The organism is Paenibacillus agilis (assembly GCF_007786455.1).
Lineage (GTDB): Bacteria > Bacillota > Bacilli > Paenibacillales > Paenibacillaceae > Paenibacillus_B > Paenibacillus_B agilis.
Window position 1 is genome coordinate 505,489 of the sequence record NZ_VNJK01000002.1, and the last position, 21,897, is coordinate 527,385.

Annotated in this window: 15 protein-coding genes and 1 riboswitch; all 15 genes read right to left on the minus strand. The window is 41.8% G+C overall.

The window, feature by feature from the left end; genetic code table 11:
• Positions 1-21 precede the first annotated feature (21 nt).
• On the minus strand, positions 22-1,017 hold the full coding sequence (locus FPZ44_RS18610; RefSeq protein ID WP_144992563.1) for a sigma-70 family RNA polymerase sigma factor: 996 nt from the start codon (positions 1,015-1,017) through the stop codon (positions 22-24).
• A gap of 303 nt (positions 1,018-1,320) precedes the next feature.
• Positions 1,321-3,633 (minus strand): glycoside hydrolase family 3 C-terminal domain-containing protein, encoded by a 2,313-nt coding sequence (locus FPZ44_RS18615; protein WP_418789190.1) that lies wholly within the window; start codon positions 3,631-3,633, stop codon positions 1,321-1,323.
• 51 nt (positions 3,634-3,684) lie between these two features.
• Complete coding sequence (locus FPZ44_RS18620; RefSeq protein WP_144992567.1) at positions 3,685-6,450, minus strand: glycoside hydrolase family 3 N-terminal domain-containing protein; 2,766 nt, start codon at positions 6,448-6,450, stop codon at positions 3,685-3,687.
• A 138-nt stretch (positions 6,451-6,588) separates the two neighbouring features.
• Positions 6,589-8,868: a helix-turn-helix transcriptional regulator gene (locus tag FPZ44_RS18625; protein ID WP_144992569.1), complete on the minus strand. Its 2,280-nt coding sequence runs from the start codon at positions 8,866-8,868 to the stop codon at positions 6,589-6,591.
• A 67-nt stretch (positions 8,869-8,935) separates the two neighbouring features.
• The gene (locus FPZ44_RS18630) at positions 8,936-9,949 is read right to left on the minus strand and encodes a hypothetical protein (RefSeq protein WP_144992571.1); all 1,014 of its coding nucleotides are present in this window, start codon (positions 9,947-9,949) and stop codon (positions 8,936-8,938) included.
• 30 nt (positions 9,950-9,979) lie between these two features.
• Positions 9,980-10,438, minus strand: a complete 459-nt coding sequence (locus tag FPZ44_RS18635; protein WP_144992784.1) for an SMI1/KNR4 family protein — start codon at positions 10,436-10,438, stop codon at positions 9,980-9,982.
• A 42-nt stretch (positions 10,439-10,480) separates the two neighbouring features.
• Positions 10,481-11,359, minus strand: a complete 879-nt coding sequence (locus tag FPZ44_RS18640) for a hypothetical protein (RefSeq protein ID WP_144992573.1) — start codon at positions 11,357-11,359, stop codon at positions 10,481-10,483.
• 123 nt (positions 11,360-11,482) lie between these two features.
• Positions 11,483-12,064 carry a hypothetical protein gene (locus FPZ44_RS18645; RefSeq protein WP_144992575.1) on the minus strand — a complete coding sequence of 194 codons (582 nt, stop codon included), beginning with the start codon at positions 12,062-12,064 and terminating at the stop codon, positions 11,483-11,485.
• A 411-nt stretch (positions 12,065-12,475) separates the two neighbouring features.
• Positions 12,476-12,934, minus strand: a complete 459-nt coding sequence (locus FPZ44_RS18650) for a hypothetical protein (RefSeq protein ID WP_144992577.1) — start codon at positions 12,932-12,934, stop codon at positions 12,476-12,478.
• Positions 12,935-13,067: 133 nt separating this feature from the next.
• Positions 13,068-13,238: riboswitch (cyclic di-AMP (ydaO/yuaA leader) on the minus strand.
• Between the two features lie 206 nt (positions 13,239-13,444).
• Positions 13,445-14,848 carry a hypothetical protein gene (locus FPZ44_RS18655; RefSeq protein ID WP_144992579.1) on the minus strand — a complete coding sequence of 468 codons (1,404 nt, stop codon included), beginning with the start codon at positions 14,846-14,848 and terminating at the stop codon, positions 13,445-13,447.
• A 234-nt stretch (positions 14,849-15,082) separates the two neighbouring features.
• Entirely contained in the window at positions 15,083-17,125 is a 2,043-nt protein-coding gene (locus FPZ44_RS18660; protein WP_186786138.1) for a methyl-accepting chemotaxis protein, read from the minus strand.
• A 445-nt stretch (positions 17,126-17,570) separates the two neighbouring features.
• A complete protein-coding gene (locus FPZ44_RS18665) occupies positions 17,571-18,881 on the minus strand; it encodes a hypothetical protein (RefSeq protein ID WP_144992583.1) in 1,311 nt (436 codons plus the stop codon).
• An 11-nt stretch (positions 18,882-18,892) separates the two neighbouring features.
• Positions 18,893-19,684, minus strand: a complete 792-nt coding sequence (locus FPZ44_RS18670; RefSeq protein WP_144992585.1) for an ABC transporter ATP-binding protein — start codon at positions 19,682-19,684, stop codon at positions 18,893-18,895.
• On the minus strand, positions 19,677-20,690 hold the full coding sequence (locus FPZ44_RS18675; RefSeq protein WP_144992587.1) for a FecCD family ABC transporter permease: 1,014 nt from the start codon (positions 20,688-20,690) through the stop codon (positions 19,677-19,679). Before FPZ44_RS18675 ends, FPZ44_RS18670 begins: the two co-directional genes overlap by 8 nt.
• 15 nt (positions 20,691-20,705) lie before the next feature.
• Complete coding sequence (locus tag FPZ44_RS18680; protein ID WP_144992590.1) at positions 20,706-21,815, minus strand: ABC transporter substrate-binding protein; 1,110 nt, start codon at positions 21,813-21,815, stop codon at positions 20,706-20,708.
• Between the last annotated feature and the right edge of the window lie 82 nt (positions 21,816-21,897).

Genomic DNA, 21,897 nt, shown 5'->3' on the forward strand with positions numbered 1-21,897 from the left:
CATTCACTTATTGCTAACTGACTACAATAATAAAGACGAATGGGAGGATGTAAAATCATCGGTTCTATCTAAAAAAGGTGGTACGCCAAATTGTGCAAATAAATCCCCGTCAATAAAATGATAGATATGCGCTATTTTCCCATCTTGAATCTCCAGGACATGGATACCCCGAGGAACGAATTTGCCACCATCTCCAGCAGGCACATATTGCGCATAGGCAGGGCAATTACCATTAGCCCGTATAGGAAGCAACCGAGAACCTGCACAATGGTTGCGAGTCGCATGATAGAAGGAGTTGATATCGATTTTACCGTGCACCCACATAGTAAAGGGTGGCATTGATAAGCTTGCACCCTCGTGAAGCAGCGATAACAATCTGTCGATATCGAAGTGTTCGAATGCTTTCACATAACAGTCAAGCAGCTGTTGGTCTACATCATCATCAACCTCTCGCAGCATCTCTGACATATGCTGAACCTGCTTCATGGTAGACCGTGCACGCTGCAAGGCACTATTGACAGCCCCGACCGTCATATTCATCGTTTCTGCCGTCTGTTTGGCCGACCATCGGAAGACATCGTTAAGAATTAGTACGGCCCGCTGCCGAGGCGGTAAAGTTTGTAAAATCGCGATAAACGATAGCCGTATTGACTCCCTATTCATTGCAATTTTAGCAGGATCACTCAAGGAATCAGGAATTGGCCAGATCCATTCGGCATGTGAACGGTTTTCCTGTGGTGCGGCAATGATAGTAGCAGGATCCGATAAATCCATTGGAAGCACACGACGCTTGGCATGCCGGAGCTTATCTAAACAAACATTTGTGGCAATGCGGTAAATCCATGAGCGAAAAGATGATCTATTTTGAAGCTGCTCCTTGCTCTGCCAAACGCGGATCATCGTATCCTGTACCGCATCCTCCGCTTCAGCAAAGGCCCCTAACATTCGATAACAGTACCCCAATAATTCAGGACGCATCTCCTCTACGTTCTTCAATTCCTCATAGATTTGGCTCATCTTCCTCACCTTTCTATTCTGAAACTAAGGTGCCTCCGTAGCACTCATCGATGAACGGAGGTGCTACCTCAGGTTGAACAAGCGAAATTATAATTTGGAAAAAAATTCTTAGTTCTCCATCTATACTAGCACGATGTAGGGAATGATAGGCATGCTAATTAACAGAGAGTGTACAATATCTTATGTAAATCACTAAATAGAAAAAAAGAAGAGCCCTACCTAATAGGTAAGCGCTCTAGACTTTCCATATCCAATACCATTTTTAGAGTATCCAAAGGGATGTAAATATTAACTAGACACTCGTTATCGGTTAATCCATTTCAACAGCTTCAAAATTTGCTTTCGACTAATTTTCCCGCCAGTAAAGCGGTCGATTTGACGAAACGGCATATTGAGAATGAAATAAACATTATTAGCTAGCAAAGGCTTGTTGACCGCGTCAAACAACTTTTTGAAGAAATAAACAACGTAATAGAGCGTTTTTCCCAGTGCGTTCTTATACTTGGCTTGGGCAATCGTGTCGTTTAACCCAAGATCCTGCTTCGGGTCCCAAGAAGGCGATGGTGGTTCGTAACCCAACAGCCGCTTATATTCCGCTGCCGTTACTTCATGAACATGCCCACTAAAATAGTGCGGGAATTGATCCTTCGTATGCCCAGAAGAAACAGAATCCCCTTCTAGCGTAATCTCTTCATGTAGATGAATAGATTGAATCGAACTACCAATTTGAATGTCATAAGCTCCTGGTTCAACCACCCAATCTTGAATCGTCGGATTATAATAGGAAAAATCACGTTTCTCTAGCATGATCGTTACACGTTTGCTTTCACCTGGCTCTAAGAATACCTTTTCAAAACCTTTTAATTCTCGTTTTGCTCTAAATATGGATGAATCCCGCTTCTGAATGTACAGCTGAGCAACCTCTTCCCCTGCAACTGCACCTGTATTTGTAAGCGTAAATGAAGCCTGATGCTGATCAGCTGTCAAATCCGAATACGCAAAGGTTGTGTAAGACAGTCCATAGCCAAACGGGAATAACACAGGTTTCTCTACGGTATCAAAATAGCGATAACCGATAAAAATACCTTCAATATGCTCCGCTGTTGCTTCCTTGCCCGGATAATAAGGAGCAGAAGAAACATCGCCATATGCAATCGGGAACGTTTCGCTGAGCTTGCCGCTTGGATTATGCTCACCCTTTAACACACTCGCTAACGCTTCGGCACTTCCTTGTCCAGATAAATAGGTATGAATAATAGCTTTCACATCCTGTACGAACGGCATCTCAATCGCACCTCCGCCTGCCAAGATGACGACGATATTGGAATTAACCTTCGTCAAGGCGTGCAACAGTGTCAACTGATTGTCGCGCAAACCAAGATGTGAGCGATCAACGCCTTCTGCTTCACTGCCTTCGTCCAGCCCAAGGAATAAAAGAATCGTATCTGCTTGCTCAGCTAAGCTAACTGCTTCTCTTACAAGCCGATCATCTTTACCCCCCATGCGTTTAAAGCCTTTTGCATACCCAACAATTGATAACCCCGAGCTACCCAGTACATCCACAGCATTGGGCAGCTTTGCAGGATTAATAAGCGAACTCCCGGCTCCTTGATAGCGAGGGTTTTTGGCAAAATCACCGATAACTGCAACCTTCTTCTCTTGACTAAGTGGCAACATGCTATCGTCGTTTTTCAATAACACGATGGAACGTTTCGCAGCCTCTACCGCCTTGTTATGGTGCTCCTCGTAATTGACGTTAGGCATACCCTGATTGTCTTGTCGAGTGGCGAAGACCAGCTTCAGCAGACGATCGACGGCTTCATCCAGCACTTCTACGGCCAATTCCTTGCTTTGAACAGCCTGCACGATTTCCCGATCCGTAATCCCATTCGTCGAAGGCATTTCCAACTGATTGCCTGCCTTTAGCCCTGCCACACGATCATTATTGCCGCCCCAGTCGGTAACAACTACACCATCGAATCCCCATTCACCGTACAAAATATCCTGTAGCAGATAGGTGTTTTCATTGGCAAACGTACCGTTGACCTTATTGTAGGAGGTCATAATCGATTTTGGCTGCCCCTTCTCCACCACACGTCGGAACCCTTCTAAATACAGCTCCCTTAACGAACGCTCATCTACGACTTCATCAATCGTCATACGCATATGCTCTTGGCTATTTACCGCAAAGTGCTTAGGGCATGCCGAGATGCCGTTAGATTGAATGCCTTTAACCATCTCGCTCGCCATTTCACCTGTTAAATAAGGATCTTCGGAAAAGTATTCAAAGTTTCGCCCGCATAACGGATTCCGCTTAATATTTAATCCAGGCCCAAGCAGCACACTCACTTTTTCGCTAGCCGCTTCTTTACCAATCGTTTGGCCGACATCATAAATCAACTGTCTATCCCAGCTATTTGCCAACGTTGCCGCCGTTGGAAAGCAAGTGGCAGGTAAACTTTTATGCAAGCCTAAGTGATCAGCCTTACCGCCTTGCTTCCTAAGACCATGCGGTCCATCTGTCAGCATAATGCTAGGTATATTCAATCGTTCGACTGCTTTTGTATTCCAGAAGTTTGCTCCGGACATGAGGGATGCTTTCTCTTCTAATGTCATGCGCTCGATTAATTCTCTATATTTCAATCTGTTCACCCCATAGTCGAGCACTTACGATTCGAATAAGTAAGTTCTCAGGATTGTATACAGTACATGATGGACGCTCGTACGGACTCCATTGGCGATACCAGAAGGATCCTTCTCGTACGCTTCTTTCAACCGTTTTTCGTTTGTAGAGGCCGACATAATATCAAGCATCAGGTCATTACCCGCTACAACCGCATCCGGTGCCTTCATAAATCCAAAGACTGCATCACTGGAAACAAATCCGTCAAAGCCCCATTCCTTGCGTAAAATATCATTTAATAAGACTGAGTTTGCTCCTGCCCACTTCGTTCCGATAATTGAGAAACTGGACATTGCGCCTAATGGTTTACTTTCTTTAACCGTAATTTCAAACGGCTTCAAATAAATTTCGCGAATCGCCTGCTCATTTGCCCAAATGAGATTACCGGAGCGTGCGTTCGTTTCTTGATCATTTAACGCAAAATGTTTCATGAAAGTAATGATGCCTTGGTCTTGTGCTCCGTTAATCATCGCTGCTGCTATTTTTCCTGAAAGAACAGGATCTTCAGAGAAATATTCGAAGTTACGACCACCTTGCGCTGTACGATGAATGTTCATCCCAGGTGCATACCAACCTTGAATGCCATAGGCACGCGCTTCTTTACCAACCGCTTCACCCATCCGATACGCCAAATCTTTGTTCCACGTTGATGCAATGACGACTTCAGACGGATAGGATGCCGCTGTGACTGGCTTAAAGAAGTAACTAAATCCGGCAGGTCCGTCCATCAGCAGTGTTTTAGGAACACCCAGACGCTCTACAGCCATCGTATGATAGGCTCCATTTGCTACATACTCGAACATTTCTTCCAATGTAAACTGGTCCAAGAAGGCATCCCACTTCGGATCATCAAAGGCTAACCCTTTCAAATCCTCCAGCATTAAGCCGTTATCTGCTCCAAACACCGGCATTTCCAGATTGGAATCCTTAATTTCTTGTGAAAATGCATCCAGCACGTATTGCGGCGCTTCATAACTGATGTTGTCATCCGAAGGATAAGTGCCTTTCCAGTCATTACGCGATAGATACGTTAACTCGCCTTCAGCAAGCTCAAATTGATTTTTATATGCTGTTCCGGTATCTTCATCCTTTTCAAATACCATTTTGTCCGTCAACTCAAGGTTAAAGCTCTCTACAATATCGTGAACGTTGCGTGCCACCTTGATCGTATACGTACCCGGATCTAAGACATACGCTTCCTCTGTTTCCATATCATAAGATGCCATCTCTCTTGTATCGAAAGTGAGCGTTAACATTTCAGATTGACCTGGCTCCAACAAAGATGTCTTAGCAAAGGTAGCCATTTCGATAGCCGATTTTTCAATACCGCCTGGGATATAAGGTGCCGAGTAATACACTTGAACGACATCTTTTCCAGCCATATCGCCTACATTTTTCACCTCTACTTGCAACTCGACCTTATCTTTAGACAGTTTGTGGTTTACAACCTTCCAATCAAAGTCCGTGTAGCTTAGCCCGTATCCATAAGGATACAGCACCGTCTCCTGATAGCCTGCCTCGTTGCCTGCATAATACGTTTCATAGAAGCGATAACCTACATAAATGCCTTCTTGATAATTGAGGAACGAGTAATCCAAATTACTGTAGTCATAGTCCCCAAAATTCTCACTCGCTGGAGCCGTCGTGTTGTCATATACATACGTATCCGTAATGCGACCTGATGGATTGATATTGCCTGCCATAATGTTTCCTAATGCATTCGCTCCGTAAGGACCCGGTGTTCCTATCCATAGCACGGATTTAATGGATTCGTACTCTTCAACGAACCCCAGCTCAAGTGCATTACCTGCATTAATGACAATCGTTACATTGTCAAAGCTCTTTGCAACTTTATCAATCAAGGCGCGTTTGTTATCTGTCAATCGCAGCTGCTCAACTGTAGCATCGCTAGCTTCTACACTTTCGCTGGCAATGACAATCACTGCATTCTCCGAATATGTTTTGGCCTGCGCAATTACATCTGCTGTTAAGTAATCCACATTGGGTTCATCAGCTGAGGTTGATCCAAGCATCCCTTTAACTACTTGAATGAATCCGACGCTTTCTCCGGTATTCACCCCTGCCTCTTTACCTACTTCCTGATACAGCGCATAAAGCTCGGGATTATACGAAATTCCGGCATTTTTAAAACCATCAAATAAAGTGACTGCACGAGAAGTATCTCCTGCACCTGAACCTCCGCCTCCATAACGCAAAGTTAGGGCGTCTATCCCGAACACATTCACCTTCTTATCCTGTAAAGGCAAATGCTTCGCTTCATTTTTCAACAGAACAATACCTTCATTCGCGATTTCTTCGGCTACTTTCTCTCCATGTGCACGTGCAGCAATAGCCTCTGGTGAGTCAGTCACAGCCGTAATATGTTTGCCCGAAAGAGCATCAAAAATATTGAGAGCCGTTGGCCCAATTTGCGCGAACAGCAATACAACAGCCGCAGCAATAATCGACCAACCAGTAATTCTCCATGGTCTGTTTTTAATCTTCTTGTAGCGTTTTGCTTCTTTTTTAGCAGCCTTACGTTCCTTGCGGCTCATTGCTTTCATTTCTATTGTTCTTTGCTGCTTTTGCTCTTGTTGCATGACTCTATCTTGCTCAATTGCTGCTTTACGCTCCGCTTCTGGCATAGCGGCAATCTCTTTTTTCCGCTCCCTAAGCTTAGCCTGATCCTCTCTCACTTTTAGCACCAATTGCTTCTTATCTGCTCTCTTTTTCTTAAAATAATCCAACACGGCGCCACCCTCCAGCGTTCATCTTTTCTTACACCTCAACCTTAATATAGCGCTTACATAAAAACTATGAGGATGTTGCCATAAAAAAAGCTAAATATTGCGCTAATCCGATTTTTCTCATAATCGAGATCGCAATATTTAGCCTTCATTATTGGTTTTTTCTAAGTCAATCATCATAATTCCGAATGATGGAACATCAAATTCAAGTGTATACTGCCCCTTACTATATAAGGTTTCCACACTTCTAGATGGACGGTTGATCGCATTCCAATAGGAAACATCCTCTAAGGACAATTTTCTGCACTTTCTTAGTTCTGCAACATCCGTCCGCTGATTTATTAGCTCCGGTGTTAATTGTTGCTTGATTAATCGGTACATTCCATCTAGATTTTTTAATTCCAGTTTTACGGAAACATACGGACTCTTCGCTTTTTTCCAAGTTGATTCAGGTTGTTCGTTTTTTCGATGGAAAAAGAGGCGCAGATCTTGCTCAGGATAAACGATCAAAATACGGTAATTATCCTGCCGCTTTGTTATCATACAGCTCTCATTTCTAAATACAAGCTCGCCATACAGTCGGCTTACAAACTCAGCTGCATACCAATTATCCTTATAACGACCGTCCAGCGTGCACAATGATAGCTTGCTCGCCAGCTCATCTGGGAAATATTCAAACAGCTTAGCTGAATCTAGTGACAGTGGAGAGAAGAAGTGGCTTGCATCTTCATTCTGATTCAATAAGTTAAAGCTTTGCCATACACTTGAGTTGGCCTGTACTAAATCGGAATAGACATGCAGGTAATCATCATGTTCATAGCCTAGCATTCGATCCAAAATACGATCCTGGGCCTTCATATTCGCGTTTTCACTAATTATTTGAATGTACCTTTCATCGAATAGAGCATCGAGTGCAGCTTCCAGCGAAATTTTACGCACATACGTCCAATCATCGATGCAATAAACAGCGTTTTGGTAATCCTCATTAAGAGACACAGCACCGTCAGGCGGTACAGGAAAATGAATAACAAGGTTTGCATAGCCTTTAAATGGAGTTATAGCATCCACTAGTGGCAGGCATAACTCCCCACTATTTTCAAACTCGTAGAAGCAGCGGAACTCATACATCCAGTCTTGACTGGTCATATAATTTTGCTGCAAATAAAGGCTTAGTTCAGTAATCACCGTTTGAAAACATCCGTGATTATGGAAACCTCGTTCTCCCCAATCTGTATAGTCAATGGTTTGAAATTGAAAATAGGGATGCATTCCAGCAGCCACAATTTGCTGCAGTACTCGATCTAACTCTCTAAACGAACACACGAGCTTGTCGTCGACCATCTGTATATGTATTAGCTTAAAGATGCGTGTTACCGCTACCCACTTTACCCCAATTCGCTGCCGGACTTCGAGCAAACGGCTGCTGGACAGCTCACCTTTTACTTTTAATACATGGTTGACCTTTGAGTATCTACCTATTGTTTTTTGAACATCCACTTGAACCTCGAAACGGTCAAAAATGGGCGGTGGAGCAGCAGATAGATCACCTAAAGACACATACGGCGACAGTAGCTCAAATATATCTTGCGACAAAACTTCATCGGTACGTTTCTGAACCACCGCTAATTTACGTTCCTCTCGAAACTGTGCAGGCGTACGCTGGTATTTTGCTTTGAACGATTCATTAAATGCACGCACATTAGGAAAGCCGTTAGACAAGGCAATCGTGACGATCTTTTCATTCGTACCTTCCAGCATGAGATAACTATGAAATAACCTGACTTCTTTTATGTAATTACCAATTGAAATCCCCAGCTGCTTTTTAAAAGAATGTGCCAAGTAGTATTTACTGCTAAAGAATCTTTCAGCAAGCTCATCCAAACTAATTTTTTCAGCATAATTGGCATTAATAAACGATATGATTTGTTTCAATTTATCCGAAGCATTGTGTGTAAGCTCTCTTCCATCTACTTGTTCAAGATATCGATACAACAGTCCAATTAACCGTTTTACATAGCCTTCGATCATATAGGTTGAACCGTCTACCGGATAAGTCATCTCGATATACAAATACGCCATACTAAGTTTAATCAGCTCGTAACCGTCTTTTTTGTACACCATGGATAATGGAATATTGAGCTTGAATGACGGGGGCTCCTCTTCATATTCGCTCGTTAATAACTTGACCGTTAGAGTAGCATTCTCCTCACTTCTCACTACGCGAACGATATCTCCTTTATTTAAAACAAAAATATCCCCGGTCCGAATTAAAATATCTGAACCATTCCGCATAATCTCCAAATAACCGGAGAGCACGAACCAAATATGAAGCTGCGTAATGAGCAAAAAATCGACTTGCTCGATCCTTTCGATTGTGGCCATTGCAATATTGTTTTGTACATGTTTACCTGTTGGAGTCACTCACCATCACCCCTTCCCTCTCCTCATTATAGCCCACAACACTCGGATTGAGAGAACAGGACGCTATCTAATTGTTGTAGCCCATGTTCAACAATAATTGCTTAATTTCTTGGTCAGCTTTATTTTTGCCCGTTACAAATTCCATAGTGGATAATGAACTGGGAAGCTGCTGCTGGATAAAGGATTCAAAATCAACTGATGTTTTGAGGAGTCGGAGCTTACGTAATGAAGATAATTGCTCCAATCCCGTCAAACGAGCTACGTTTTTGCAATTCCAAAAGGATAACTCCTCTAGCATCTTCATCTGGCCACTAAAGCTAACTTCATGCAGTTTAACCTGATCTTCAACCTTAAGTCTCGTTAGCGCCTGGAAATTTGCAATATTGGATAGGTCATGAAATCCACGAACTCTGGATATCTCCAAGTCGTCGATTTCATTCTCTTCAATTTCTTGAATATTTTCTCTACCACCTAGTAAAAGGCGGAAGTGCTTCAACTTTCTCAGTCGGTTTACAAAGTGCAGCGGATGCTTGCTGATCGAATGCAGCGCGAGGTAACTCAAATCCTGCAGATCGCCTATAGTATCTAGGTTTTTTACCTTGCCCCCAACATGCAATTGCTCCAGATGATTGAACTCTTTAAAATATTGTAGGTTGAGCATTTTTTTCTCTGAATTGATCGATAACTCTCTCAGAGACCACAGCGTGTCTATACTCAGAATATCCGAGTTTTCTAGCTCGTATATGCCGATGTGTAGAGCATACAAATGCTTTAGTGTGGCCAATACTTCGGTATTATGCGCCTGGGTGAGACTATTGAGGTGCAGCGATTTGACATGAGGAATTCGCAAGAGCGTATGACCATCGAATGAAAGAGAATAGTGCCCATAAAAGCGTACACCGAAGTTTTCATCTAACCTCGCGCAAAGCTCGTCTACTTCCTCCAAGATAGAGCCATAAAAGTTCGGATGAGAGAACTGAACAATTACTTGGTTACCGTGGCGTAAATCTTGCTCAATCTGATCTCGGTCCAGTGCAGTTGGATCGTTGATTAAAATTTTTCTCTTCCATATTTTCCGCATCTGTACAACCTCCTATTCACCAGACTCCCGTCAGCTGCGCTCGTCGATCAACTGCTCTAGGAACTCAGCAAATGTTAAGGCATACGTATCGATCATATCATTCATGAGGTCATAACGTATGACCGGGAATTCACCTTGCTCATCTCTGGAAGCTGTATCAAAGTAGTAAAGTTCGTCGCTATCCGGTACAAACAAATCTAGCCTATTCGGAAACCGCTCTACCAACCAATCTTCCTCTTTATTCAGTCTATGCATATAAAGGATGTCGGTATCAGCATACTCTCTGTGCTCTGGGGAACAGATGGTCAGAATATTTCCATCTCCCAATCGAGCATTTCCATAATGAATCAGCCACCAGCGATAAGACGGAGGTAGTCGGAATCCTAGCTCCTCCTCCACCTCAACGATCCAGCTCTCTTCTGCTCCATGTCCAGAGAACCATTTTAATGCGGAAGTCGTTTTCAACTTCTCAGCTAAACGTTCATACATCATCTTATCCCCTCTCTTATACCTATTTCATACCAGCAATCTTTAATCGGAACAGTACACCTCTCCAAAAAACTGCTTAGCGATCTCCCGATTGATCTTAAGTTGTCCGTTCCAAGCTGCCCATGGCATTTCCATATCCGAACGACCTTTCGTATTCGGAAGCTTTTCTTCTTGGCTGACCAAATATTCAAAATCTACCCAGTTATTAAAATGAGTCTGAACCAACGCATTTGGGATAACTCCTATCACAGCAAGCGAATTCAAGATCCCACGCTTCACGTATTTGTTTTTCGGCATGATTTTTTCCGCCGTCAGCCGCTTTTCGAATTGGCCCGGAGTCTCGTCTGGTCCCGAACGCTCTAGGCTGTCTAATAAATTCTGAAAAACTTTGATATCCTCTTCCGTCGGCTTGACTGGACGCTGCTCTGCCAATTCCTTTAAATCTAGTAGCGCTCCCCAAGGACTTGAACCATACGTATTCCCTAAGTAGAGAACATAATGAAGGTAGGGAGTATTTTCCCAAAAGCCGTCTTTCTTATCTTTTGAAAAGGAACATATTTTGCATGACGCATATCGATCTGCCTCCACATACTCATGATCCGGAATGTTCTGCATCGTATAATAACTAAGCAACGGTGAAAGCCCTCTAGGATAGCTCCCACCAACTCCTGCAATAAAACCATCTATAATGCGTTCCCGATGCAGGCGACTGTCTTGTCTTAGCTTTATTAGTTCCTTAACGCAGGAGTCATGGGAAAGCAGCTCCAGACGATTAACCAGCCAATTCGTTCCTTTCAGCAGTTCTCTTTCCTGACCCGTTAATGAGCCTGAACTATATAAACGCACTCCATGTTCGCCATCGTATACAGCATTGGTTGGATGATAAAGTTTCTTTAGCGCACTCATCTTCTTTCTATCCATAACACTCATTCCCCCATGTGGAACAATTTTTTCAGGTAGTCATCAATGCGAAAACGGTATGAACGGGTCTATCGATAAAATTAAAAATGGAGCTATCCTTGTACAACTTCATTTCTATACAGCTCATTTATTTTCTAAATGTAACTCATAGGCCTCAAATCGATTACCGAGATCTTCATCATCAGGTATCCACTCTGAATCACTCCATATAGACATGCCTATAAGTTCTGATAGCTTATCTACAGCCTGATACGGGCTCATAATTTTTATGAATTCTTCAAAATCCTCCATACGGATATCCAACACTTCTTGCAGGTAGTCATCATGAAGACGCTCTTCTTTAAGCCCATATTCATCCCTTGTCCACTCTTCACAAAAAATTCGCTCTGCTTGAATGTCCCCCTGCTCAAAAATCGATAACTCAAATATCTCCTCATTGATATATCCAGCCGTCATCACGGGTTCTTCGATGAGCCGGGACAACACTTTACCGACCTTCTTCACCGTACCCCATACAAAATAATCTTGGAGTACGCTGATCCAGTTATCGTTGCTTTTGCTCACGTACATGACCGTTTTAATGGCTGGAGCCTCTTTTTTTAGCCCTAATATTTCTGCGTGCCCTTCTCCTAGCTCTCTTAATGCTTTGACGACCTTCTCAACATTTGTAGATTTGATATGCAAATTTGCGAATGATCTACCCACAGGATATCCTCCTCAAATAGCTTGTCTCATTAAGGTTTGATTCATGATATACATTATCCATATCCAATAGATCGGCTCTTAACATGTCTGTTATTCCCATTATATCGAACGTTTGTACTTAGTCTTCCTACTTTTCACCTGAATTTTATAGTATTTTTTGCAGGGGTAGAGAAGTAGATGTGGTCGTTATAAGAAGACAAACTTCTAAATTATGAGTTCTACCCATAACTTGAATCAATTATATTTACCATGGACTATTACAAGTTGTATGGCATGTAAAGCCTCGTCCTAATCATCTCTCATTAGGCAATAAAAAAGGAGCATGCCGCAGCAGCTCCTTTCTTGTGTATAGATGTCATGGATAAATCCTTATACGGGATCTCCTCTTCTATGCATGACTATTTTATATAGTTAGAACGAGAAGTAAGCTTGCGAATAATCAAAAAGAACGGTCCGATTCAACCGTGATTTATTGCAATCCTGTCGCATGACCGGATTACGCAACTTGGATGCCAAATCCATTAAAGATGCCCGAGCAAGATTTGTTCTGGTTGGCCCCCAACATTTATTTTCCTTTTCTACAATTTCCAAAGCCACTGGGATGGAACGACCCTTTATTTCCATAAATACTTTTGCCCACTGAATGATATCAAAACGGCGACTCCCACTAGGAATAAAGTATTCTGCAGAACCTGATACATTTTGGCTAGAAATAATCATTAATCCACAAGTACCGTTACCGATGATTTCAATAATTCCGCTCTCGATTTTTTTGGTATCAAACTGATAGGTTTCAATATGATTAATTTTACATTCAGCTAAATCTTGCTCTATGTTTGTTTCTGGTAAAGGGTCACTTACTTTCTGCAAAACTAACTCCTCCTTCATACCTGTTTGTTACGCTCATAAACCTTTTTTAGGCAAACAAAAAGAAGCCCTTTGAGTAGAGAACTCTTACTCTCGAACTTCTTCCGCTGAACGATCAAGCTGAAGAAAGCGATCGCGATTCTCTCTCATTGCGCTTACGAGGTTAGCTGTCGGATTCGGGCTTGAGAGACGCCCTACCCCAGCTTGCTTAAAACAAGCTAGGGATTCACCCCGTGAAACCATCTTGGTAAGATGGTTTCGATTGGTTCCCCCGTTTCCCCATCAAGGAATTCAGCGTTTTGGAACATCATTCATGCTATTGCTGTTGTAATGAATTGTACGATCTCATAAGTCGATATGTAAAATTCAATAATGAATGGCATATCCTTTTATTTCACTTTATTTGGTAATGAAATCGGATTCATTTTGTTAGATCTTATATTTTCTATATGATTGCTTCAATAAGCTGTGAGTATCTCCTTTTATCCGATGTTGGACTCGTCAGAACCTATTCTACTTATCTTCTTCAGCGTTAACACCCTCCGCTATTTCACGGGATATAAACTGCATGAACTTCGTGAAGTAGCGTCCGGAGGCCTCCCAGCGTTTAGAGTCCAAATAAGAAATGCTCTCACGCCCATACTGGTTAGGAGGCTGATAATGCTGAGAAACATATTTTTCATTGTCTAATGTATAGAAATAGAAGGTTCCATCAGAAGTCTGAATTTCAATTCGGGCATCCAAATCGTCTCCATCCTCATCCGTATGCGCCTGACGAAAACGATAATACTTGGAACCATCCCAGAATCCATCGTTCTCCTCTCCTGCCGGATCCAATGCCTTAATCTTGGGATGCTGCATCACTTCCTTCAATTCATGCCTATCAATGCTCGGCAAATACAGCTCGGACACATTGACGCAGGTCAGCAGCATAATCCAGTAATAGGAGATATCCTTTAGCTGCTCCTGCGGCTTATCGGTAATGTCCTCCCATATCGCTCCTTCATCCACCGATTTTCTTTGCAGACTAACCATTTGCTCTTCTTCTAAATAAATAAAATAATGATTATGGTCATCCTTCATGTAAATGCTAGGGTTCCATCTTCCCCCCTCCGCATCAACATGCTCCCGATTAACTTTGAAGTAAGCACCTTGCTCCTCAAAATCAAAATAATGCTTGTCTTTCGGCATCAAGACAGATCGGGTCAGCTTCATTATATTGTCTTCATTGATCGTGCTATCGGTAAAGTATATCGGAACAGTTCTCTCTCTCTTGAGCCCCTCATTCAGATCTTTCAATGCTGAGCGGCCTTCTTTAAGAAGAGAAATAAGCATGCCAAACAAAAATCCGACCTCTTCGTCATCTATATCCAAAACATCGTCGACGAGCAATTCTCCTATGTCCACAGGAAGCTCTTGAAAAACGCCTTCCCCCTCCCAGATGTTTATCGTACATCTGGTCCACTGTTGTCCACTCGTCTTGATCCGGTATTCATCATCTTCGATTAACACCGTTGCATGTAGATTGCCATTAACAATGGCTTCCCCATGGTTGTAAGAGCCACACAAAATTTCTTCGACCAATAAATCGCCCTGAACGTAGATTTCCTGACCACCCACAGCTATATTTTTAGCAGTTAGGTTCCCCATCACCATAAGCCCTATAGCTCCATCTGTATTTTCATTGTAGAGGTTGTCCACCGTAAGGTTCCCATCAATAAAAATAAGTATCGTCTCCTGCTGCTGCGGAAATGGCTTCTCCCAATCTAGATCGAGGAAAGGCAAGGTTAAATCTCCGTTATAGTAAGCCGCAATATGATCTTCATTAAAATCCTGATAGTGCTGCACCCACCAGGAGCCCTCGGGGAACTTTTCTTTTAGCTGACTAAGGGATATGAATTGAAATGAGTCGCTCATTGTTTCTCTCCTTTAAGCTTGTAAGTAATAAGAGCTTCACTTATTCCTAAATGCCTTCATCAGCTATTTTACTTTCTGTTTCCTCTATTGTAATAATCGTAGCTTGTACCTCAACCTACCCTTGAACATACAAGAAAAAGCGTGTAGATCTGTACCTAATCGGTAAACGCTCTACACGCTTCATTCTATTTTGCTTACAATTGTAATTCGCTATTGTTCATTTCTAACCCGTTTTTACACTTTAAATCTCTGTACTACATCGTTTAGGGATTGTGCTACATGAGCTTGTTCTTGTGCAGTTTGCGCAATATGCCTCATGCCATCATTCGTATCCGATATACTGCCTTGTATCTCTTCTGTATTTTCCGAGGTTCTTTGTGCGATACTAGCCATATTTTCAATAGCTGCTGTTATCTCTTTAATCGTATGTGAAACATTGTCGGACATGTTCGCAATATCATCGGATATTAGCCTTATATTATCAGCATCTTTATTGTATTTACTTCCTGTATCATGTAAAAGATCATAATCTGCCATGACTTGTTTATTAATAAATTCCAATATCCCATTTGCATCATGCGTTAGATCGTTAAAGGCTTTTTGTGTCTTTTCAATTGTTTCATGGATTTGTAAAGCAGTACGCTCAGATTGCTCGGCTAATTTTCGTACTTCCTGGGCTACTACAGCAAATCCTCTTCCACTATCTCCAGCTCTCGCCGCCTCAATGGTTGCATTTAAAGAAAGCAAATTTGTTTGGCTAGCAATATTGGCGATAGCGTCTGCCATTATTTTTACTTCGCTAACGACTTTTCCATTTTCAATGGCTGCAAGAATCGCTTTTTCCTTTTCTTCATACAACCTTTTGGTATGCTCAATCGATTGTTCTGCTGTATGGCTAATGTGGACAGCTCTTTCTTTGATTTTGATCGCTTCTTGATTACTATTTTGTGCAGTCTTAGCTAGTACTTCTACATGGGCTGCCACTTCTTCTACTGAAGCACTTATCTCTTCACTGCTAGCGCTTGTATCTTGTGAACCCATTGCAATTTCTTCAGAAGAAGAGTTAATCAGCTCTATTTGACCCGTAACTTCCTCAAAAGTCGCACTTAATTCCTGACTCGTAACACTAACTTGTTCCGCGTCTCTAGCAATATCGCGCACGACTCCTCTTAATGTCTCCGACATTTTGTTGAAGGCATGTCCGATATTACTTAACTCATCTTTCCCCGATACTTCGATGAAGCCAGTAAAATCTCCCTCGCCCATTAATCGGCTCATATCTTCCAATTGTTTTAATCGATGGGTCAGCTTTTTTGTGTACATAAAAATAGCCGAACTAACAATCAGTATAGCGATAATGCCTATTGCGGATAGAGTTCTTACTAATTCTTTCGAGGGAGCTTGTATTTCATCATTTGAAATAAAGAATGCTAGTTTCCAGCCCGCTGCTGTAACCGTATCATAATATACTTTAGCATCGCCAAATTCACCTTCACCTTTAATAAAGGATTGGCCGCTTTCCGTTTGCAGCATTTCTCCCCCGAGTGTCTTAAGCGCCTCCCTCGAGCTGTCTTGAATATTATTTTTCATAATATTTTCTGGGACGATATCATGCAAAATCAATCCCTGTTTGCTCAAGAGCAAAGGTACTCCTGTTTCGCCAACTTTAATGCCAGAGACCATATCCATGATCTCATCAAGACTCAAGTCTGCTGTAACCGTGCCTACAAATTCATTTTTATAATATAGCGGAGATATTGTTGTAACCATGGACACGCCAGAATTGGAATCGATATAAGGTTCCGTCCATGTCATTTCCCCATCTTTTAACGCTTTTGCATCGGTGTAATAATATTCTTTTGTGTAATCAATTTGATTGTAAGAATCGTCAACAGACATAACACCATCTTTTTGACTCACATAATAAGCTCGTCTACCAACCTGCGGGTCCAGCTTATTTGGCGCAAAAAAGACACCTACACCAAAGGTTTCATCATTCGTTGACAGTACCTTCTTCATTCTATTCAGATATTCTTCTTTTGTTAGTTTGGGGTTATCGTTAACGCTCATTAAAAAGGTTTGTAGTGTCTTTTCATGAGCTAGAAACGATACATTAATAGTTTCTATTCCACTGGTTAAATTGGCTTGCATGGTCTGATCAAGCTGCGTTGTCACCATCGAGTTACTTTTAAAATACGACACCCCTGACATGACCAACACCGTTACAATGATGACGGGTAACAATAGACGTAGCATTTGACCTTTGATTGTATTCATAGCTGTCTTCACACCTTTTCTGACTGAAAATAGTAACCGTGCCATACCATTTCGATATCATTGAGCTTCCTTCATTACTTATTTAAGAAAAGTAACATTATCCAATATAAATATTAATCGGTATATTATTAAACAACTTTAATAGGTAAATGTGGATGATATAACTAAATTTGATTCATAAAAGATGAAATCTAATTACCTGTAAGAATCCAACTTATCATAGAGAAGCTTAAAACTACTTGGTCATCTGTTGATTAGTATGCGATACAGTCTAATACTATTTACGACTACTACCTCCACCTTGTTTACCACTATTTATGGTGCGATTCTACGACCTGTCTGTAAACAGCAAATGAGCCCCTACGATCTGGGGCTCATTCGAATCAATCCATAATTTTATACAGGTGTTCTTTTTTTCAGTGAATTCATTATTTTCTTACGTATATTACTCTTGTACTTGTACCCCGGCAAAAGGAACAACTGCTCTGCGATATTTCATAAGACCTACACAAATATCACGCACGAGGCAGTTTTTATACTCCCCATGATCCGGATAACGGATCATATTATCACCATTGTGTACGAATACTTTTCCGCCACTGCCATCTATGGTCGGATATTGCCAGATATAATCGGATGCGTATTTGGCATGCTCCGCTCCTATCGATGTGAGACCTAGAGCATGCTCTGGTAATGGCGAGAATCCTCTAGCATACTGCCCTATAATCCCGCTCCATCCATCAAAGTCCTCCGGCATATTCCTGAAAAATTCAAACGGATCATTTTGTACCCGCACTTTGAGATTTGTATATGGCACAGGTGGTACCGTGTGGAATGGCTTTAAAAATGGTAGCCAGCATACAGCAACCTCAATATTTAATATGAGCTGGCCATTATTTTTAATGTATTCCATCATTTGATCCGAATATTGCTGCATCCAGATCTGATCACAGATACTAGGGATATAAATAATGTCAGCATCCCACACCTCGTCTGGAATTGGACGAATACCGAAGTATTGTAGGTTTCCACCTGTCCCTTCAAAGGTCTCCCCTAAAAATGGCGGCGTATCCTCGGTGTTGATCCCTGTTGTTTGTAGATACGCTACCGTAAACGGTTCGAGCTTATTGCGATCAATGCCTAATTCATGATTAAGCCATGGATAAAAGCCTTGCAGCAGCTTAGTTGTTACTGGCATAAATCGCTGTCCGTTATGACTGTGGGGATCAAGCGTCGTGATAAAAACTCTACCACCACCTTCTAGATCCTTAAAATCAATAATAATGGACTCGTCCGTATCCTCGACCGCAAGCAGCGTAGTCCCGTTATGATTTCCCTTGAATGCGCCATGCCAATGCCAATGTAAATGATTCGGCTGTACATATTCAAAGAAAGAATGCCCAATATGATCCGGAACGTATAATTCTATTTTGCCTCCTGGCTTGGTCCACCATAACCAATCCTTTATTTTAGAATCCACCCACTCTACTTGTACAACGTCCAATAGCTGATCAGCTTGTTCAAGCGCAAACAGTAAAAGAAATCCACCGTTTCTGACATAATCGTTAAGCTGCTGTTTATGCGGGAGAATACGGTCAATATGACAACCACAAGAAAGAATGACTGCATCAAATTGATTTAAATCCAGCGTAGGCAAATCATCTGCATAAATGAATTGATCCATATAGTGAGCATAATCCCAATAGCTTATTAATTGCGAGCTCTTTCCAGTTGTCACGTAAGCAATTTTTTTCATTGGTCGACCTCTTAGCTATTTTGTATATCGATCGGCAGTATCGTCGAGTAGTTCTTCTCAGCTCGTTCATAAGATAAAATCTCAGAGTTAATACCAAAATAATGTCTCATATTCGTTGTGGTAACCACATTTTCCGTCTTATCAAAGATATATCCGTCATACCCCAACAATAGCGTTGATTTGGCAATCCGAAAGGCGTGTTGAGGGAAATGAGTATTGATGATAATGGAGTATTCCCCTCTACTATTTAACTCTTCGATCATATTCAATATTTTTAGCTGATTTCTCAAATCAAGATGTGATTCAGGCTCATCCATAATGAGAATTTTAGGATTCTTAATCAAAGATCGAGCAATTAGCACCATCTGCAGCTCGCCGCCACTCATTTTATTGCAATTCCGATCACCTAAATGCTCAATCCCAAGTTTTTTTAGTTGCTCATATGCTCGCTCATAATTCTCTTTTGTAGGTGTTCTGCCCATCTTCACATACGGGGATAGACCCATGACCGTCATCTCAAGACCAGTAAATCCAAAGGCTGCTTTTTTCGATTGTGGCACATAAGATACTAGCTTCCAATACTTACTCGCATCCATTTGTTTGACGGATTCGTCATCAATGAAGATATCCCCGGATTTATAGGCTAGAAATCCCAATAAACATTTCACAAAGGTCGTCTTTCCAATCCCATTCGTACCTAGAATCGCTAACGCCTCACCCTTCGGTACTTGGAAGGACAAATCTTTGAATATCTGTCTGTCTGAGTTAGGGTATTGAAAGTTAAGATGCTCAACTCTAATCATCCCATATTCCCCCTGTTCTTCTAAGAAGATAGATGAAGAACGGTACACCGAGAAGCGAGCTTAAAATGGATAGTGGAATTTCTGAACCTGTTACGGACCTTGCAAGTGTATCCGTAATGAGCAGAAATATAGCACCCATCAGCATTGACGCCGGCACTAAATGCTTATTGTCTGTTCCAACGATCATCCGTGTAAAATGTGGTACGACCAGTCCAACAAAGCTGATTACACCAGCAATAGATACTGCTGCGGCGATAATCACCGTTGTAAAAAAGATAATTATAACGCGCATTTTTTTCACATTAATGCCTAATGAGATCGCTTCATGTTCATCCAAAGACAGTAAATTGAGCTGCCATCTGTACTTATATATAAAGATTAGGGCAATCAAAATACTAGGTATTGTTCTAATAATTGTGTCCGTAGAGGCGCTAGCAAGTGAGCCCATCAGCCAAAAGGTAATCGCAGGAAGCTCATTTTGCGAATCTGCAAAATACTTTAGCAAGGATACACCCGAACCAAATACCGAGCTTGTTATAATACCTGCCAGAACGAGCATCAGCACGGTGACACGCCCATGCCTCCTTGCAATGATATACGTCAGATACATCGCTAGAAATCCAAAAACGATAGCTAGTGCTTGCGTGCCAAGCGTGCTGCTAATTGTAATAATGCCAAGCGCGGCACCAAAACTTGCCCCAGATGACACCCCTAATATTTCCCCACTCACCAGTGGATTACCGAATATGGCCTGAAGAGCAGCCCCAGATACCGCAATACCCGCTCCGATAACTACAGCTAATACTACGCGAGGAAGTCTCACCTCTTGTACAACTACTGGAATCGTCGGATCCGTTACAGCATCTGGGTTTACTAGAGCATAAAAAACATCAAGTGGAGCGATTGTGTATCTTCCGATACAAATCGCAGCCACCATCAAGACAAACAATGTAATAGAGGATAGGATATAAAACTGTCGTTGAGTTTTGCCTCTGTCTTTGACCATCAGTCTATCTCCTTACTACATGAACAATTCAAAGGATTTACTATTTTTATTTTCTGCGACATTCAAAATCTGATCGATATCTTCTTCGGTTACATCGATGTTGTAGAGCATTTTATAATCTTCACGAACCTGCTTACGCATATCAAATCCCTCAAACTTATCGGGATGCGACAATACCGCATAGAAGTACCAGCTAATGCCCGGATTATCTAGCAAAGAAGAGGTTGGACTCTTATATACTCGCTTTTCTTTAACTGCCGTTAGATTTTTGAGAACCGGATGGTTATAAAAATAGTCTGGTGTAATCTCTTTAGCCCATTCTCCGATCACGATCATGTCAGGGTCCCATTGAAGCAGCGTTTCCGCATTGATATCAGCGTCTTTATTCGTTATTTTTCCTTCGGTAAAGGCGGCGTTCTCCACCTTATGTACAGCAGTGTGTGGAAGCTCTGTTCCCCATACATTCATTTGATTTTCATTTACGTGGCTTACAAACACATGATTCTGTCGTTCTGCTTCTGTCAACTTTTCAGTGACGCTTAGAACTGCTTTCTTGGCTTTTTCATGGTGCGCCAAAACCGCGTCTACCCGATCCTGCATCCCTAGTGCCTGGCCATACAAAGTGTATCTTTCGACATCATCCTTGTAAGTACCCCAGTTCAAGGCAACCACATCAATACCTACATCTTCAAGTGGCTTGATCTTAGCCTCTGCCGAGCTCCATTGATACACAACATCAGGGTTCAGCTTCAAAATTTCCTCAACATTGGGTGCGTCCCCTTCAGCATCAATAATATTGGAATTTACCTCTAATATTTCAGGGTAATATTTGGCCACTACGCCACCTGCAATATTCGAATCCTGATCGCTTTTTCGCATACCTAGGAAGGGCTCAATAGATTGAGTTATCGAAAACATTTCTGTCCCCTCGTTAGGAAACAGTACGAAATTTTTTGCATATCCATCCTCAAGAACAACTTCTTTACCCCTACCGTCAACGATAGTTACAGCTTTACTACTATTATTTTTTACTTCCTTATTCTTTTGGCTATCATCCGTACTTTGGCATCCTGCTAACGTTAATGCCGCAATACCTATAAAACTAATCAACAAAAATTTATTCATGTCTTACCTCCTAGTTGTATGTGCTTCTGATACCTGTGCTGTGTTTTTTCGAAGGTATGTAAGAATGCTCTCGAACGCAGGT

Excerpts from the sequence above, each read along its gene's own strand:
- FPZ44_RS18610 (WP_144992563.1), bottom strand. The coding sequence starts at position 1,017 with ATGAGCCAAATCTATGAGGAATTGAAGAACGTAGAGGAGATGCGTCCT.
- FPZ44_RS18640 (WP_144992573.1), bottom strand. The coding sequence starts at position 11,359 with ATGGATAGAAAGAAGATGAGTGCGCTAAAGAAACTTTATCATCCAACC.
- FPZ44_RS18635 (WP_144992784.1), bottom strand. The coding sequence starts at position 10,438 with ATGTATGAACGTTTAGCTGAGAAGTTGAAAACGACTTCCGCATTAAAA.
- FPZ44_RS18670 (WP_144992585.1), bottom strand. The coding sequence starts at position 19,684 with ATGATTAGAGTTGAGCATCTTAACTTTCAATACCCTAACTCAGACAGA.
- FPZ44_RS18675 (WP_144992587.1), bottom strand. The coding sequence starts at position 20,690 with ATGGTCAAAGACAGAGGCAAAACTCAACGACAGTTTTATATCCTATCC.
- FPZ44_RS18630 (WP_144992571.1), bottom strand. The coding sequence starts at position 9,949 with ATGCGGAAAATATGGAAGAGAAAAATTTTAATCAACGATCCAACTGCA.
- FPZ44_RS18680 (WP_144992590.1), bottom strand. The coding sequence starts at position 21,815 with ATGAATAAATTTTTGTTGATTAGTTTTATAGGTATTGCGGCATTAACG.
- FPZ44_RS18660 (WP_186786138.1), bottom strand. The coding sequence starts at position 17,125 with ATGAATACAATCAAAGGTCAAATGCTACGTCTATTGTTACCCGTCATC.
- FPZ44_RS18655 (WP_144992579.1), bottom strand. The coding sequence starts at position 14,848 with ATGAGCGACTCATTTCAATTCATATCCCTTAGTCAGCTAAAAGAAAAG.
- FPZ44_RS18615 (WP_418789190.1), bottom strand. The coding sequence starts at position 3,633 with ATGACATTAGAAGAGAAAGCATCCCTCATGTCCGGAGCAAACTTCTGG.
- FPZ44_RS18665 (WP_144992583.1), bottom strand. The coding sequence starts at position 18,881 with ATGAAAAAAATTGCTTACGTGACAACTGGAAAGAGCTCGCAATTAATA.